Raw genomic sequence first — 15,132 nt, forward strand, 5'->3', positions numbered from 1 at the left:
TTAACTAATTTAGGAGCAGCAATCGCTCCATGAGGTTAATCATTTATGTTATTAACAGCTGCAGCTTTTGTCTGATTCTTCGTTAACTGGTGTTGGGTAGTCATTATCGAAGCAAGCTAGGCACATGCCGCGATTATAAGCCCCATCATTGCCGCCAACAGACTCAACAAAACCTTCATTGCTTATAAAAGATAATGAATCAGCATTAATTTGCTTGCGGATTTCCTCTACTGTCCTTGAAGAAGCAATGAGCTCTTTGCGGTCAGGAGTATCAATTCCGTAGTAGCATGGGTTTTTGAAAGGCGGCGATGTGATGCGCACATGCACCTCAGTCGCTCCTGCTTCACGAAGCAGGTTTACGATCCGCAGCGATGTTGTGCCCCGAACGATTGAATCATCAATCATAACGACACGTTTGCCTTCCACTACTTTACGAACGGCAGACAGCTTCATTTTTACACCCTTCTCGCGAAGCTCTTGAGAAGGCTGGATGAATGTCCGGCCGGTATATTTGTTTTTGATAAGGCCAAGCTCGTATGGAATACCGGTTTGCTCCGCATATCCAATTGCTGCTGAAATACTCGAATCCGGCACACCCGTTACGATATCCGCATCAACAAAAGATTCGGAAGCAAGCTGGCGACCCATCCGTTTGCGGGCCATATGAATATTAATGCCGTTGATATCACTATCAGGACGGGCAAAATAAATATACTCCATCGCACAAGTTGCGCGGCGGTCAACCTCCGCGTAACGTTCCTCGCGCATGCCGTCTGCATCAAGAATGAGCAATTCACCAGGCTGTACATCACGCTCATACACGGCACCAATTGTCTCGAATGCACAAGACTCCGACGAGAATACATAACCTTCGCCAATACGGCCCATAACAAGCGGACGAAGAGCATGCGGATCAGCTGCAACGAGCAGCTTGTCGTTCGTCATAATCAAGAAAGCAAATCCGCCAACGATGCGCTGCAGTGCTTCCTTCGCAGCCGTCTCGAAATCCTTCGATGAACGTGCAATAAGATGCGCGATAACTTCCGTGTCGCTGGACGTTTGGAAGATCGAGCCGGACATCTCAAGCTCACGACGAATTTCCGGCGCATTCACGATATTGCCGTTTGTAGCAACCGCAAGGTCACCGTCGCGATAGCGGAAAATAAGCGGCTGTGCGTTCGCAAGCTTACTTTCTCCCGCTGTCGAATAACGTACATGGCCGATAGAGCGGTCCCCGGCAAGCATATCAAGATTTTCCTTGTTGAATACTTCTTTTACGAGACCCATACCGCGGTGATAAGCGAACTTATTGCCATTTTTCGTATCAACCGTACAGATTCCCGCACTTTCCTCACCGCGATGCTGAAGCGCATGAAGACCATAATAGGACAGGTTGGACGCTTCGGGGAGATTAAAAACCCCGAAAACGCCACATTCCTCACGCAATTTATCAAACATATCGTCACGGCCAATACCTTCGTTATAGTGGTCGCCCGTCCATAACAAAGGTTCCTGTCTTATTTGTTCATCAGACATGGAATCGCATCCTTCCAGACCTTCTCCAGTTGTGTTACCGGCGCCTGAATGCCGGATTTTCCGTTTACGCTTATGGTCAGGCTGCTGCCTTTAACGTTACCAACTTGTGCATGAACAACGCCTTGCTCTGTAAGCCATGCTTGCAATGCCGCTGCTTGATCCGGCTTAGCCGACAGCAAGATACGGGATTGCGATTCGCTGAACAATAGGTGATCAGCACGTAGATCAGATGACAATGCCACTTCTGCGCCTAGACGGCCGCTAATGCATGATTCTGCAACAGCTACCGCAATACCGCCTTCGGACAAGTCATGAGCCGATGCTACGAGACCTTTTTGAATCGCGCCAAGGACAGCATCCAGAACCTTCTTCTCTGTAGCAAGATCGATTTCTGGAGGACGGCCAGCAGCAGCGCCTTGCGTAACGTACTGGAATTCGCTTCCGCCCATTTCCGCTTTTGTTTCGCCTACGAGAATAATAACGTCGCCCTCTGCTTTGAAGCCTTGCGTTGTGATGTGATCGATGTCGTGTACAAGACCGACCATACCGATTACTGGTGTCGGGTAAATAGCACCCTTCGCGTTCTCATTGTACAAGCTTACGTTACCGCCGATAACTGGTGTGTTAAGCACGACGCAAGCCTCGGACATCCCGTCTGCCGATTTCTCAAGCTGCCAGAATACTTCTGGCTTCTCAGGGTTACCGAAGTTAAGGTTGTCAGTTACAGCAAGCGGCTCAGCGCCTGAGCACACGATATTACGTGCAGCTTCTGCCACCGCAATACGTCCGCCTACTTCTGGATCTAGATATACGTAACGTCCGTTGCAATCCGTTGTCATCGCAAGCGCTTTGCGCGTACCGCGAATCGTTACGACTGCCGCATCGGAGCCTGGCTGAACAGCTGTCGATGTACGAACCATGTAGTCATATTGATTGTAAACCCACTCTTTGCTAGCAACTGTCGGGGAAGCAAGAACCTTCTCCAGCGCGCCAGTCAAATCCGTTACTTCATCATATGCCGATGTATCTACTGCGGCATTCTCGCTGTAATATGCAGGCTCTTTCGATGGTTTGTCGTATACAGGGCACTCGTCAACGAGCGCTTTAACCGGCATATCGGCAACCTCTTGGCCTTGGTGGAACAAACGAAGACGACCGTCATCCGTTACTTTACCTACTTTGGCGCAAATAATGCCCCAACGATCAAAAATTTCCTTCGCTTGCGCTTCATGCTGCGGCTCTACGACGAAGAGCATACGCTCTTGCGACTCGGAAAGCATCATTTCATAAGGCGTCATGCCTGTCTCACGCTGCGGTACCTCATCAAGGTAAAGCTCAAGGCCGTTGCCAGCTTTCGAAGCCATCTCAGCACTGGAGCAAGTAAGACCCGCTGCGCCCATGTCTTGAATACCAAGAACGATACCGGAGTTGATCAGCTCAAGCGTTGCTTCCATAACCAGCTTCTCCATGAATGGATCGCCGACTTGAACAGCTGTACGCTTTTCTTCTGATTCCTCGGAAAGCTCAACCGATGCAAAAGTAGCACCGTGAATACCGTCGCGGCCAGTAGCAGGACCAACGTAGAATACCGGGTTGCCTACCCCTTTTGCGACACCGCGCTGAATTTTATCATGATCGATTAGGCCAACGCACATCGCGTTAACGAGCGGATTGCCCTCGTAGCTCTCATCGAACATAACCTCGCCCGCAACTGTCGGAATACCGATACAGTTGCCGTAGCCAGCAATTCCGCTAACGACGTGCTCAAACAAATATTTAACGCGCTCATTTTCAAGACGGCCAAAACGCAAGCTGTTCAGCAATGCGATTGGGCGTGCACCCATGGAGAAAATGTCGCGGATAATGCCGCCTACGCCAGTTGCAGCGCCTTGGTAAGGCTCAACCGCTGATGGATGGTTATGCGATTCGATTTTGAATACAACCGCTTGGTTGTCGCCGATATCGACGATACCCGCGCCTTCGCCCGGTCCCATGAGAACGCGAGGTCCTGTGATCGGGAATTTTTTCAAAATAGGCTTGGAGTTTTTGTAAGAGCAATGCTCTGACCACATAACGCTGAATACGCCGATCTCCGTGTAGTTTGGCTTACGGCCAAGAAAGCCGCAAATGAGCTCAAATTCATAATCGGATACACCAAACTGGCTGTAAATTTTTTGCTCGGCAATTTGCTCCGCTGTCGGTTCCTTAGCTGTTAACTGCTGCGCCATGTTGTTCCCTCCATGCATTCAAAATCGATGTAAACATCCGTTTGCCGTCTTCCGAGCCAAGCAATTGATCAACTGCACGCTCTGGATGCGGCATCATGCCTACTACGTTACCTGCTTTGTTGCTAATGCCCGCAATGTTCTCTACAGAACCGTTCGGATTCGTGTCGCCCGCATAGCGGAAAATAATTTGATCGTTCGCTTTAAGCTCAGCAAGCGTTGCGTCGTCGCAATAGTAGTTGCCTTCGCCGTGTGCGATTGGAATATTTATAATTTCACCTTGCGAATATTGGTTGGTAAATGCTGTGTTGTTGTTTACCACTTCAAGCGGCGCTTGATGGCAGCGGAACTTCAGTCCGTTGTTGCGAATCAAGGCGCCTGGCAGAAGGCCAGCCTCCGTCAAGATTTGGAATCCGTTGCAAATGCCTAGAATATATTTGCCTGCTTCGGCTGCTTTTTGAACTTCCGCCATAACAGCAGCGAATTGCGCAATTGCGCCGCAGCGCAGGTAATCGCCGTAAGAGAAGCCTCCAGGTACTAGAATCGCATCATAAGAAGACAAGTCTGTAGCTGTGTGCCATACGTAGTCAACCGACTGGCCGATCGTGTCTTCGACTGCTTTGTAGCAATCGATGTCACAGTTGGAGCCTGGAAATACAAGTACTGCAAACTTCATCGCCCTATCCCTCCAGCTCAAAACGGAAATCTTCTACAACCGTGTTTGCAAACAGCTTCTCGCACATAGCTTTAATGCGTACTTCCGCTTCTGCGCGGTCAGTCGTATCAAGCTCAAGCTCCAAATATTTGCCGATGCGTACTTTTTCGACTTCAGAGAAACCAAGTGTGTGAAGCGCTCCTTGTACAGCGGTTCCTTGTGGATCCAAAACGTTTTGCTTGATAGTGACGTAGACGGTTGCCTTCATAATAGCCTCCTGAAAATGTGGGTTTTTTCTCGCAGCAGATTTTCGTCAAAATGTGATTGCCGCTCGGGCGTGGGAGTTATTGCTTACGCCGCTTTCGAAGCCGGGAAATTCTGATTACACGCTTTGCGGTAATTTCCCGGCTTCAAGAAGCGATCGCTGTCGCTCTCCAGCAACAACTTCCCACTCTCCGAGCTCACACACTTTGAGATAAAACCTTTGCGAGGGTGGTCGGTGAAGCGTTTGTTTGGCGGCCGCGCTATCGCTGGCCACCATGATTATTGTGATTGGCCTGTGCTTGCACTGCCAGTCAATATTTTTGCTGCAGCCCTGCACTTTCGTGCTCAGGCTGTTGTTAATGGGGTGCAGCAGCGCTCTCGCTGACTGCCTGCCTTAGCGGCATGCGCTTCAGCACCCCTATGTCAGCGTCATCGCTCTCGCTCGACGTTGTTAAAGTCATTCCATCCGGCCTTCATCGCCGGATTTTCATATAACGGGAGTTCCTACCGTTAAATCAATCATAAATGCAAGTTTGCTGCGAATAGCGGGAATTTCGGGCGTTATTTGCATCAATTTCGGCGTCCTAGCTCGATTTCACAGCATTTAACGCCCGTTTTTCCCTTTAATTCAATTATGAATGCTAATTTGCTGCGAATAGCGGGAATTTTGGGCGTTAATTGCATCAATTTCGGCGTCCTAGCTCGATTTCGCAGCATTTAACGCCCGTTTTCCCGTTCTTCACTAAGCTAACAAAGCTTCCTACAGCTCTACGCCAGTAAGACGGCGGTAGATATCGCGGTAGCGGGACGTTGTTTCAGCTACTACGGAATCCGGCAGCGGTGCTGGCTTGCTGTCGCGATCCCAATCTGAGCCTAGCAAGTACGTGCGAACCGGCTCTTTGTCCATGCTGTCGATCTCGATATCCAGCGCATAATTGCCTTCCGCCCAGAAGCGGGAGGAGTCAGGCGTGAAGATTTCGTCGATCAAGATCACTTTGCCGTCGATGAGTCCAAACTCGAATTTGCAATCGGCAAGGATGATGCCATGCTCTGCGCAATAGCCATGAGCGTATTCGTACAGCTTGATGCTGCGGTCACGAAGCTCCTCGGCAAGCTCAGCACCGACCATTTCAGCCATTTTCTCAAATGGGATGTCCTCATCGTGACCAACGTCGTTTTTCGCTGCCGGCGTAAAAATTGGAGCAGGAAAACGTTCGTTTTTGCGGAGGCCCGCTGGAAGCTCTATACCGTTAATCGCTGACGTTTGCTGATACTGTCTCCAGCCGCCGCCAGTGATATAGCCGCGAACCACACATTCGATATCGATGCGCTCCGCTTTGCGGGTAACCATAATCCGGTTTTTGAGCAGCTCCGGCTCGGTTACGAGACCGCCAAGCTTCTCCACATCGGTATGAACGACGTGGTTCACTTGAATGTCAGCGGTTTGCTCGAACCAGTAAGCGGACAAACGGTTCAGCACATTGCCCTTGTCCGGCACTGCCGGGTCAAGCACGTAGTCGAATGCGGAAATGCGGTCGGTTACGACGATGAGGAAATGCTCGCCCAGATCGTACAGCTCACGAACCTTTCCTTTGTAAATCAGCGGAGCTTTAATATAATCGACAGCTGTCGATAGAGCTTGCGATGGTGCAGTCATCAGGCCAGCCTCCCCTTAAATCAATCCAAGACGTGTGAAAATCGTATCAACATGCTTTAGATGCCAAGCTGGATCGAAGCAATCATCGATTTCTTCTGTCGTCAGCACGCTTGTAATTTCCTCTGTCTCACCAATGAGTTCGCGGAATTGACGTTTTGTTTCCCATGCCTGCATTGCACGCGGTTGAACCGTGTCATAAGCTTTCTCACGACTGAAGCCTTTGTCGATCAGCTTCGTCAATACGCGGCCAGAGAATGGCACGCCATATGTCGCTTGCATGTTGCGCTTCATGTTTTCCGGGAACACGGTCAGGTTGTTGATGATGTTGCCCAAACGGTTCAGCATGTAGTTAAGCAGCATCGTTGCATCCGGCAAAATAATACGTTCAACAGACGAGTGGCTAATATCGCGTTCATGCCAAAGGGCAATGTTCTCGTAAGCTGTAACCATATGTCCGCGAATAACGCGGGACAAACCGGAAATGTTCTCGCAGCCGATTGGATTGCGTTTGTGCGGCATTGCGGATGAACCTTTTTGACCTTTTGCGAACGCTTCTTCTACTTCACGGAACTCACTCTTCTGCAAAGCGCGAATTTCAGTTGCAAACTTATCAAGCGAAGAGGCTACGAGTGCAAGAGTCGCCATATATTCAGCGTGACGGTCACGCTGCAGCGTTTGTGTTGAGATTGGAGCTGCGGTAATGCCAAGCTTCTTGCATACAAATTCTTCAACAAAAGGATCGATATCTGCGAATGTACCTACCGCACCGGACATTTTACCGAACTGCACGTTGTTCGCAGCATGGTGGAAACGCTCCAGGTTACGCTTCATTTCCTCATACCAAAGCGCCATTTTCAGACCAAAGGTTGTTGGTTGCGCGTGTACGCCATGCGTACGGCCCATCATCGGCGTATCCTTGTATTGCAATGCTTTGTTCTTAAGAATTTCGATAAAACGTTCGATATCTTTCACAAGAATCGCGTTAGCTTGAAGAAGCAAATAACCGATAGCTGTATCTACAACGTCCGTAGAAGTAAGGCCGTAATGCACCCATTTGCCTTCAGGGCCTGCTTTCTCAGATACGGCGCGTGTAAACGCGATAACGTCATGACGAGTGTCCTGCTCAATTTCATAAATCCGATCGATATCGAAATCAGCTGATGCGCGAAGCGCGACAACGTCTTCCTTCGGAATAACGCCTAGCTCAGACCAAGCCTCGCATGCGCAAAGCTCAACTTCCAGCCATGCTCTGAATTTATTTTCCTCTGTCCAAATAGCTCTCATTTCCGGTCTGCTGTAACGATCTAACATGATTGCTTCACACCTTCCAAATAGTTGTTTCTTCGATCCAGCTAAGCGCAGCATCCGTCGTTTCTGCCAAAACATTGACATGGCCCATCTTCCGCTTCACAACAGCTTCCTTTTTCCCGTACAAATGCAATTTCGGAGCGACATTCAAGCGCTTAGCCGCTTCATCCGCGCGAGCTGTGAGCTCTAGAAGCGGTGCGACATGCTCACCCAGCACGTTCACCATAACAACAGGACTCATAAGCGTCGTATCTCCGAGCGGCAGATTGCATACCGCGCGTACATGCTGCTCGAACTGTGACGTTCGGCAGGCTTCCATCGTGTAGTGACCGCTGTTATGCGGGCGTGGTGCAAGCTCATTTACGAACAGCTCACCATCCGCTGTAACGAACAGCTCTACTGCAATTAGACCAACTACGCCTAATCCCTCAGCGATACGCTCTGCAAGCCGTTCTGCTTGCTGCTGCAAATCCTCCGTAATTCTTGCTGGCACGATAGACAAATGCAATATATTATCGACGTGTATGTTTTCCGCGACAGGGAAAACCTTGATCTCACCCTGCGGACTTCTCGCCGCTATAACTGATATTTCCTTATCAAAACGAATGAACTGCTCAAGCACCAGTTGGACGCGCGCTCGTGCTAAGGTCTCATACGCTTCTTCTATTTCGCTTTCGCTGCGAATGACCCATTGGCCTTTGCCATCGTAACCGCCCATAGCTGTTTTCAATACGCAAGGTGTTCCAAAGGCGGTAACAGCCTCGCGCAGCTCGTCTGCGCTGCGAATCTCGCGGTAAGGGGCAACACGTACGCCAGCTGCTTCAATCGCCCGCTTCTCGCGAAGCCGATGCTGCGTTGTATACAGCAGCTCACTTCCCTGCGGCACATAAGACTCTGCCATCAGCATCGCCGCTACATCTGCATCCACATTCTCGAATTCGTATGTGATGACGTCCGATCGTTTTGCAAGCTCCCTCGCTGCATCGTGATTGTCGTAAGCTGCGACGATTTGCTCTGCTACTTGTCCAGTCGGAGCATCCGGCGTTGGATCAAGAGCAATGAAGCGATACCCCATCGCGCTGCCTGCATTCGCCATCATTCGTCCAAGCTGCCCGCCGCCTAATATGCCGATCGTACTGCCTGGCAACAGCGTCTGGATCGTTTGCTTGTCCGTTTTTTGACTCATAACGTCTCACTGCTTTCCAGCACTTCCTGCTTTACACGCTCGCGACGTGCGATTACACGCGCTTGCACCTCGGGATCAAACGCTCCCAGCATTTGTGCCGCGAGCAGTCCAGCATTCGTTCCGCCTGCGTTGCCAATGGCTACCGTAGCTACTGGAATGCCGCCAGGCATTTGAACGATAGAGAGCAAGGAATCAAGTCCGCTCAAATTCGAGGACTTCACGGGAACGCCAATAACCGGCAAAATCGTCTTAGCAGCGACCATGCCGGGCAAATGTGCAGCTCCGCCGGCTCCGGCAATAATTACCTTAAGCCCTCGTTCTACTGCAGTTTCTGCATACTCGAACATTAAATCCGGTGTCCGATGCGCGGAAACGACTTTTTTCTCATAAGGAATTTGCAATTCCTCTAGTACGTCGCAGGCTAATTTCATTGTGTCCCAATCCGATTTGCTGCCCATGATGACGCCAACCTTCGCAGACATGCGTTCAAACCCACTTTCATCTATAAGATAATTAATGATCAAGCATCCTATAAAACAACACATCCAAAATAGAAAAGGCCCTTCAGCAGCCATAAGAATGGGGATGCCGCAGGACCGGAGCGGAAGCACAGACCGGTATTCATGCGAATCCATGGCCAATCAAGCTTCACTTCAATGAGGACGAGACAAATCGTGCTGCAGAGCCGAAAAGACAACAGAAGGCTGCCCCGTAAAGGAGGCAACCAGTGTCCAACTAACAAGGCACTTTGCAGACTTGCATTTGCTTTATGGCGATCCGAAACCTTACGATTCGATATCGCTTATCGTCTCATTTTGCTCGTAGTCCGAAAATTAAGGTTCTCGGGTAGAAACATTCAGGCCTGATCCCGAATATATACGAGTAAACTTTAAATGAAATAGTAGGAAGACAAACAAACAGCAATACGTTCCAGCGGACAATTCCGCCTCAAACCTATTCTAGTTTATCTAATCCCCAAACCACTGTCAATGAAATACGAACATTAAAAGAGAATGTTTTATAAAGGTTCGTTTTTTTGAACAAAATAATCGGAAATCCCGTATGAAATAACCATATTTAGGTGTATCGCACCTGATCATTCCCTAAACTTACCTTCTTTACTATTCTGTACAACCCCCATTCGTATTGGCTTTCGTACTTTTTCTTTGGCCTCTTCCTTATCATTCCCATTTCTCCGTCTGCCTTAAGCGAACGGATTGTCATTTCCCATTCGAATGCGAGAGCCATTTAATGAATACATTATAAAAGAGTCTTTTCTTAGCATTCAGGCAGGCACCGCAGCCGAGACCGCAATAGCTAATCATTTTAAAAAGGAGGCTCGAATAGGGTGCATATTCATGTCGTGCAAAAAGGAGATTCCATCTATAAGCTTTCTCAAATATACGATTTGTCGATAAACGATATCACAGATGCAAACGGCCTTAGCGACCCAAACGTACTCGTTATTGGTCAGGCGCTTATTATTCCAACTGATGCAAGCACTCATAAAGTACATTACGGTGAATCGCTCTGGCTAATCGCCCAGCGATATGGCGTTACACTGCAGGAGCTCGCGAAAATAAACAAAATCTCTAATCCCGCCCTTATTTACCCGGGGCAAACACTCGTTATTCCTCAAACCGTGCGGCCAACAATTGAAGTAAACGCCTATACACAGAAATTTGACGCTGCCGGTGTTCGTTTAATTGAGGACATTGGCCAACATCTAACCTATTTAAACCCATTCAGTTACCGTGTACAGGCTGACGGTACTTTTACGCTTTTAGATGATTCAGCTATTATAAATGCAGCCTACCAGACACAAACAACACCTATGATGGTTCTAACTAATTTCGAAAACGGCACATTCAGTCCTGATACTGCCCATGCGGTGCTCGCCGATGCCGGGCTTCAACAAAAACTCATATCGAGCATTCTCATTATGATGAAGCAGAAAGGTTATCTAGCGCTCAATGTTGATTTCGAATATGTTCCGCCTGCCGATCGTGAGTTATTTCAACATTTTATTCAAAATCTCGTCGACAGCCTGCACCCGGAAAATTATCTCGTATCCGTTTGCCTCGCGCCCAAGCTGAATGCCGACCAAGCAGGCACACTATATGAAGCGCATGATTACCAGGCTCTAGGCCGCATTGCCGATTTTGTTATTCTCATGACCTATGAATGGGGCTGGTCGGGCGGGCCGCCGCGAGCCGTCGCTCCGCTGAACGAGGTCAACAAGGTGCTGCAATATGCCCTCAGCGTTATTCCTCCCCAAAAAATCGTAATGGGCATGCCTTTGTATGGCTACGATTGGACACTTCCCTACGTCCAAGGCGGAAAGTGGGCACCGACGATCAGTCCGCATGAAGCGGTAATTCGTGCGAATACTTACGGAGCCACTATTCAATATGATGATGAGGGACAATCACCTTACTATAACTATTACGACAAGGAAGGCCGAGAGCATGTGGTCTGGTATGAGGATGCACGCAGCGTTCAAGCCAAATTCAATCTTGTCAAAATATATAAGCTTCGCGGCATCGGCTATTGGGTGCTCGGCGTACCGTTCCCGCAAAACTGGTATGTGCTGCAAGCCAATTTTAAAGTGAAAAAGCTCATATAATTAATGATTTAATACAGATAAAAAGAAGGGCCGTATCGTTCGGCATAATCGAACGGTACGGCCTTCTTTTTTATTTATTAAACCAACCACACCGTTTTTGCAGTGGCAGGTACACGCTGCGGCTCTGGAGCCGTCATATCCGGATAACCTAGGTAAATAAAACCTACGATTTGATCTTGTTCACGCAGGCCGAATGTTTCTCTCATAATCGGGTGGTACATTGGATCGCCCGAACGCCATATCGCCCCAAGTCCATTCGCATGTGCTGAAAGCAGCAAATTTTGCACCGCTGCTTGAGCAGCAGCAAGCTCCTCTGCCAGTACAGCACGCGGATCATCCGACGGTGAGCATACTGCCGCAATAACGACTGGGGCACGGAATGCTTTGGTACGTTCTTTAGCCAAACGATCTTCAAGCGGCTGTCCGCTCAGCTCAGGAACAGCGGCCGCGGATACACGCGCATATCCTTCTGCAAGCCGCCCTCTGCCTTCACCCGTCATCACAATAAATGACCAAGGCTGCGTATTATGATGGCTAGGCGCCCAAACAGCTGCATCCAACAACCGTTCAATAAGTGCACGGTCAACAGGGTCCTTCTTCACTCTTCCAATCGTTCTTCTCGTGCGAATCGCTTCTTCTATGTTCATTTCAGCTTCTCCTCCACCCAAATGTCTATAATAAGATGCTTAAAAGCTTATTGCTCAAACAGATGCAAATATTCGCCGTATCCTTCTTCCTCCAGCTTATCCTTGCCGATAAAACGCAGTGAGGCGGAATTGATGCAATAACGAAGCCCCGTCGGCTGCGGTCCATCATCAAATACATGACCGAGATGAGAATCGCCCTCTTTGCTGCGAACCTCGACCCGTACCATATAATGCGAGGAGTCCGTATGCTCAGAAACAGCTGCTGCTTGCAACGGCTTCGTGAAGCTCGGCCAACCGCAGCCAGCATCGTACTTATCGCGGGAGCTGAACAGCGGCTCTCCAGAAACGATATCTACATAAATGCCATCCTCGGTGTGATCCCAATACTCCCCTGTGAATGGACGTTCTGTTCCACTGTTTTGTGTGACCTCATACTGGATCGGCGTAAGACGCTGCTTCAATTCTGCAGGGTCTTTCTTAATCGCCCAGTTTTGTGAAATAAAAGCGTCGCGGCCAGAGCCTTTACGATACATTTTGTAACGATACGGATTCGATTTGTGATAGCCCTGGTGATAGTCCTCTGCCGGATAAAAAGCTTGTGCCGGTTCGATTTCCGTTACGATTGGCCGGTCGAAGCGACCGCTAGCTTCAAGCTCTTGTCTAGAAGCTTCCGCCAGCTCGCGCTGCTCTTCATCATAATAATAAATACCTGTCCGATAAGATTCCCCGCGATCATGGAACTGACCGCCTGCATCCGTAGGGTCGATTTGCTTCCAGAAAATATCAAGCAGCTTCTCATAAGGGAAGATCGCAGGATCATACGTAATTTGTACCGCTTCCGCATGACCTGTCGTCTCCGAGCATACTTCCTGATACGTTGGGTTTACCGTATGTCCACCCGTATATCCGGATACGACCGATATAATTCCCGGCATTTCCTCGAATGGCGATACCATGCACCAGAAGCAGCCTCCTGCGAACATTGCTTTTGCTTCTTTTCGGCTCGCGCCGTTATTTGTAATTGGTTGATCCATGCTGATCATCCTCCTAGTTGGTTCAAATGATAATGAATCTCTATTATACAATACTAGGTGGGCTAACAACAAAAAAAGGAGGAAACATCGCTTGGCAGCGACGTTTCCTCCTTCTATTGGTTATTTAAAGTCCGAGCCTGGAAAAAATACGAATAAGATCGGTAATGAGCTTGCGCCCGGTGATGAATACTGAATCGTTACTTCTGGCGCAGGCTGCATGCCAGCTGCTCCAGCGGGTTGATTCGGTTGCGTATAGATCAATGCGCCTTCGCCTACCTTCACATGACCGCCTGAAGGGACGTACACCACTTTTCCATTTACACTAACTGCGCCTTGGAAAATTCCCGCTCGAGGATTAAGAATAATCCGTGTTCCCCAAGCGACATTTTTGAGCTTGACCGTCGTTACGGCACCATATTCCCCGCCGTTAATTGTCATTCCGCCTGTCAATGCATCTACACCTGCCATAGCAGGGCCACGTTGACCTAAGCGCAGCTTGCTTTCTGTAACGCCAACCTTCTCATTCACTTCAATATATTGATCGGTATCGAAGAACTTGCCGCGATTTCCGACCTTCTCCAGCTCAGTAACCATAGACACTGCACTAATCGGGTCGGTGTCTACTTTAAGCGCCATCGTGGAAAATGTCAGCTTACCGTCCATGTCGACATCAAGCAAGCCCGAGAAACCTTCGTCTGGATTCATAATAATTTTCTCAAGCTCCGGCAGCAGCACAGCGGAAGTGCCAGGCTCAATAATCATCTCGCGCGGCTGTGAGCTTGCAAAATATCTAGCCACTGCAGCCGATCCAAATTGCATTGCACTAACGCTTGGTCCAGCAAGGCCGCGATTGCCAATCGTCAGCTTTACGCTTTCGCTTTCGTTATTCGTAACCACAACCGCCAGCTTCAATCGCTCGTCTGAGCCGTTGCGGTGATGAAGGAATAAACGACTTGCATCATTCAAAGTATCTTCGTACAGCAAACCTTCTCCAAAGAAACGCTCCGGCGCATTCGACATATACAATGTGCGGCCGCCTTTGGATTCAATCGTATCCACCTCTTTGAAGGTGTTCATCAGTTTCCCGTCAACTTCAAATTTATCGCCCGGGTTACCATAACGCATGTAGTATTCATAAGGCGTATACATAACCTCTTCTGTTACACGAATATCTTGAGACACGACTTCACTTCGTGCGCCATCATTGTCGTAGACACTTTGAGTAACGGTATAAACACCTGGCTCAAAATATGTACTTTTACGACCGGTCCACTCTGTCTTCACGATTTTGCCATCAGGGTCGTAACTCAAATCCTTAAATTCGATAGGCTCCCCGAGCTTCACCTCATACGGAGCTTCGAAGCGGGCTACTGGCGGCACGTTTGGCTCCGGCTGAATCGTTATGCTAATTTGCTTAAGCTGTGCATTAAACACATAAGTGGCATTCCACAGCAGCTTGACTGCTGATAGAGGCACATGCATCGTTCCATTAATTTGTGTAGCTGCATTTGGCAGTACAACGTAGCTTCCGTTGCGATTCGCACCGCGCATATTATTGTTCAGTGTAACTTTGTTGAAATAAGTATCGATATGAGTGCCTTTACTATCAGCATAAACGCTTGCTCCAACGGAAGCAGCAATCGTCCGAACAGGAATCATCGTAACTCCCTTTACTACCGGCAGCGGCGCTGTCATTTGCTGAGCCTTGCCGTTTATCGTCATTTTTTTCGAACCATGCACAAACTCTACCTTTATCGGTTGACGCTCAGCTGCATTAGCTTCCTCCTTCACTCCAAATCCAGTACCTGCCAGCGAAACGAGTAAGCCTGCTATGAGAACTCGCTTAGTCATTTGCTTAAACCAATTCTGTGTTTTCATCTTGTTCTCCTTCCAATTTGCGGCATCGGCTGCCGCATCCCTTATGGTTAGACGCCGAAAGGAGGGAGAATGTTCCGGTCCGATTTGAAATTTACAGGAAATTCCCATATATCGCA

General features: G+C 48.9%; 13 protein-coding genes and 1 riboswitch. Of the genes, 2 read left to right on the forward strand and 11 right to left on the reverse strand.

Annotated features, from left to right (window positions below):
• Window positions 1–51 precede the first annotated feature (51 nt).
• Genes purF through purS form a run of 4 tightly spaced genes read right to left on the reverse strand, consistent with a single transcriptional unit; the run spans window position 52 to window position 4,687 of the window.
• Window positions 52–1,536 carry an amidophosphoribosyltransferase gene (purF, locus tag AC1DM9_RS26415; protein WP_076271096.1) on the reverse strand — a complete coding sequence of 495 codons (1,485 nt, stop codon included), beginning with the start codon at window positions 1,534–1,536 and terminating at the stop codon, window positions 52–54.
• A complete protein-coding gene (purL, locus tag AC1DM9_RS26420) occupies window positions 1,518–3,764 on the reverse strand; it encodes a phosphoribosylformylglycinamidine synthase subunit PurL (protein WP_339206949.1) in 2,247 nt (748 codons plus the stop codon). The genes purF and purL overlap by 19 nt, the downstream gene beginning before the upstream one ends.
• A complete protein-coding gene (gene purQ / locus AC1DM9_RS26425) occupies window positions 3,742–4,437 on the reverse strand; it encodes a phosphoribosylformylglycinamidine synthase subunit PurQ (RefSeq protein ID WP_076271098.1) in 696 nt (231 codons plus the stop codon). Before purQ ends, purL begins: the two co-directional genes overlap by 23 nt.
• A gap of 4 nt (window positions 4,438–4,441) precedes the next feature.
• A complete protein-coding gene (gene purS / locus AC1DM9_RS26430; protein WP_175598164.1) occupies window positions 4,442–4,687 on the reverse strand; it encodes a phosphoribosylformylglycinamidine synthase subunit PurS in 246 nt (81 codons plus the stop codon).
• 228 nt (window positions 4,688–4,915) lie between these two features.
• Here purS and AC1DM9_RS26435 point away from each other — a divergent pair, with 228 nt between their 5' ends.
• Window positions 4,916–5,065: a hypothetical protein gene (locus AC1DM9_RS26435; RefSeq protein ID WP_477549176.1), complete on the forward strand. Its 150-nt coding sequence runs from the start codon at window positions 4,916–4,918 to the stop codon at window positions 5,063–5,065.
• A 375-nt stretch (window positions 5,066–5,440) separates the two neighbouring features.
• Here the strand turns inward: AC1DM9_RS26435 and AC1DM9_RS26440 are convergent, their stop codons facing one another.
• Genes AC1DM9_RS26440 through purE form a run of 4 tightly spaced genes read right to left on the reverse strand, consistent with a single transcriptional unit; the run spans window position 5,441 to window position 9,313 of the window.
• Complete coding sequence (locus AC1DM9_RS26440) at window positions 5,441–6,337, reverse strand: phosphoribosylaminoimidazolesuccinocarboxamide synthase (protein ID WP_076271099.1); 897 nt, start codon at window positions 6,335–6,337, stop codon at window positions 5,441–5,443.
• A gap of 15 nt (window positions 6,338–6,352) precedes the next feature.
• Window positions 6,353–7,648: an adenylosuccinate lyase gene (gene purB / locus AC1DM9_RS26445; protein ID WP_076271100.1), complete on the reverse strand. Its 1,296-nt coding sequence runs from the start codon at window positions 7,646–7,648 to the stop codon at window positions 6,353–6,355.
• Window positions 7,649–7,655: 7 nt separating this feature from the next.
• The gene (gene purK, locus AC1DM9_RS26450) at window positions 7,656–8,831 is read right to left on the reverse strand and encodes a 5-(carboxyamino)imidazole ribonucleotide synthase (RefSeq protein ID WP_477510456.1); all 1,176 of its coding nucleotides are present in this window, start codon (window positions 8,829–8,831) and stop codon (window positions 7,656–7,658) included.
• Window positions 8,828–9,313, reverse strand: a complete 486-nt coding sequence (gene purE, locus AC1DM9_RS26455) for a 5-(carboxyamino)imidazole ribonucleotide mutase (RefSeq protein WP_339206946.1) — start codon at window positions 9,311–9,313, stop codon at window positions 8,828–8,830. Before purE ends, purK begins: the two co-directional genes overlap by 4 nt.
• Window positions 9,314–9,633: 320 nt before the next feature.
• Window positions 9,634–9,733, reverse strand: a riboswitch (purine riboswitch).
• A gap of 446 nt (window positions 9,734–10,179) precedes the next feature.
• Between purE and AC1DM9_RS26460 the strand changes: the two genes are divergently transcribed.
• Window positions 10,180–11,457: a LysM peptidoglycan-binding domain-containing protein gene (locus AC1DM9_RS26460; protein ID WP_477510455.1), complete on the forward strand. Its 1,278-nt coding sequence runs from the start codon at window positions 10,180–10,182 to the stop codon at window positions 11,455–11,457.
• 77 nt (window positions 11,458–11,534) lie between these two features.
• On the opposite strand, the gene AC1DM9_RS26465 is transcribed toward AC1DM9_RS26460, so the two are convergent.
• The 3 genes from AC1DM9_RS26465 to AC1DM9_RS26475 all read right to left on the reverse strand — a co-directional run bounded on the left by AC1DM9_RS26465 (window position 11,535) and on the right by AC1DM9_RS26475 (window position 15,016).
• Window positions 11,535–12,104 carry a nitroreductase family protein gene (locus tag AC1DM9_RS26465; protein ID WP_339206944.1) on the reverse strand — a complete coding sequence of 190 codons (570 nt, stop codon included), beginning with the start codon at window positions 12,102–12,104 and terminating at the stop codon, window positions 11,535–11,537.
• A 47-nt stretch (window positions 12,105–12,151) separates the two neighbouring features.
• Entirely contained in the window at window positions 12,152–13,138 is a 987-nt protein-coding gene (gene msrA, locus AC1DM9_RS26470; protein ID WP_083682630.1) for a peptide-methionine (S)-S-oxide reductase MsrA, read from the reverse strand.
• Window positions 13,139–13,258: 120 nt separating this feature from the next.
• Window positions 13,259–15,016 carry a stalk domain-containing protein gene (locus tag AC1DM9_RS26475; protein ID WP_477583053.1) on the reverse strand — a complete coding sequence of 586 codons (1,758 nt, stop codon included), beginning with the start codon at window positions 15,014–15,016 and terminating at the stop codon, window positions 13,259–13,261.
• Window positions 15,017–15,132: the final 116 nt, after the last annotated feature.

This window comes from Paenibacillus sp. 01T431, from assembly GCF_056398625.1.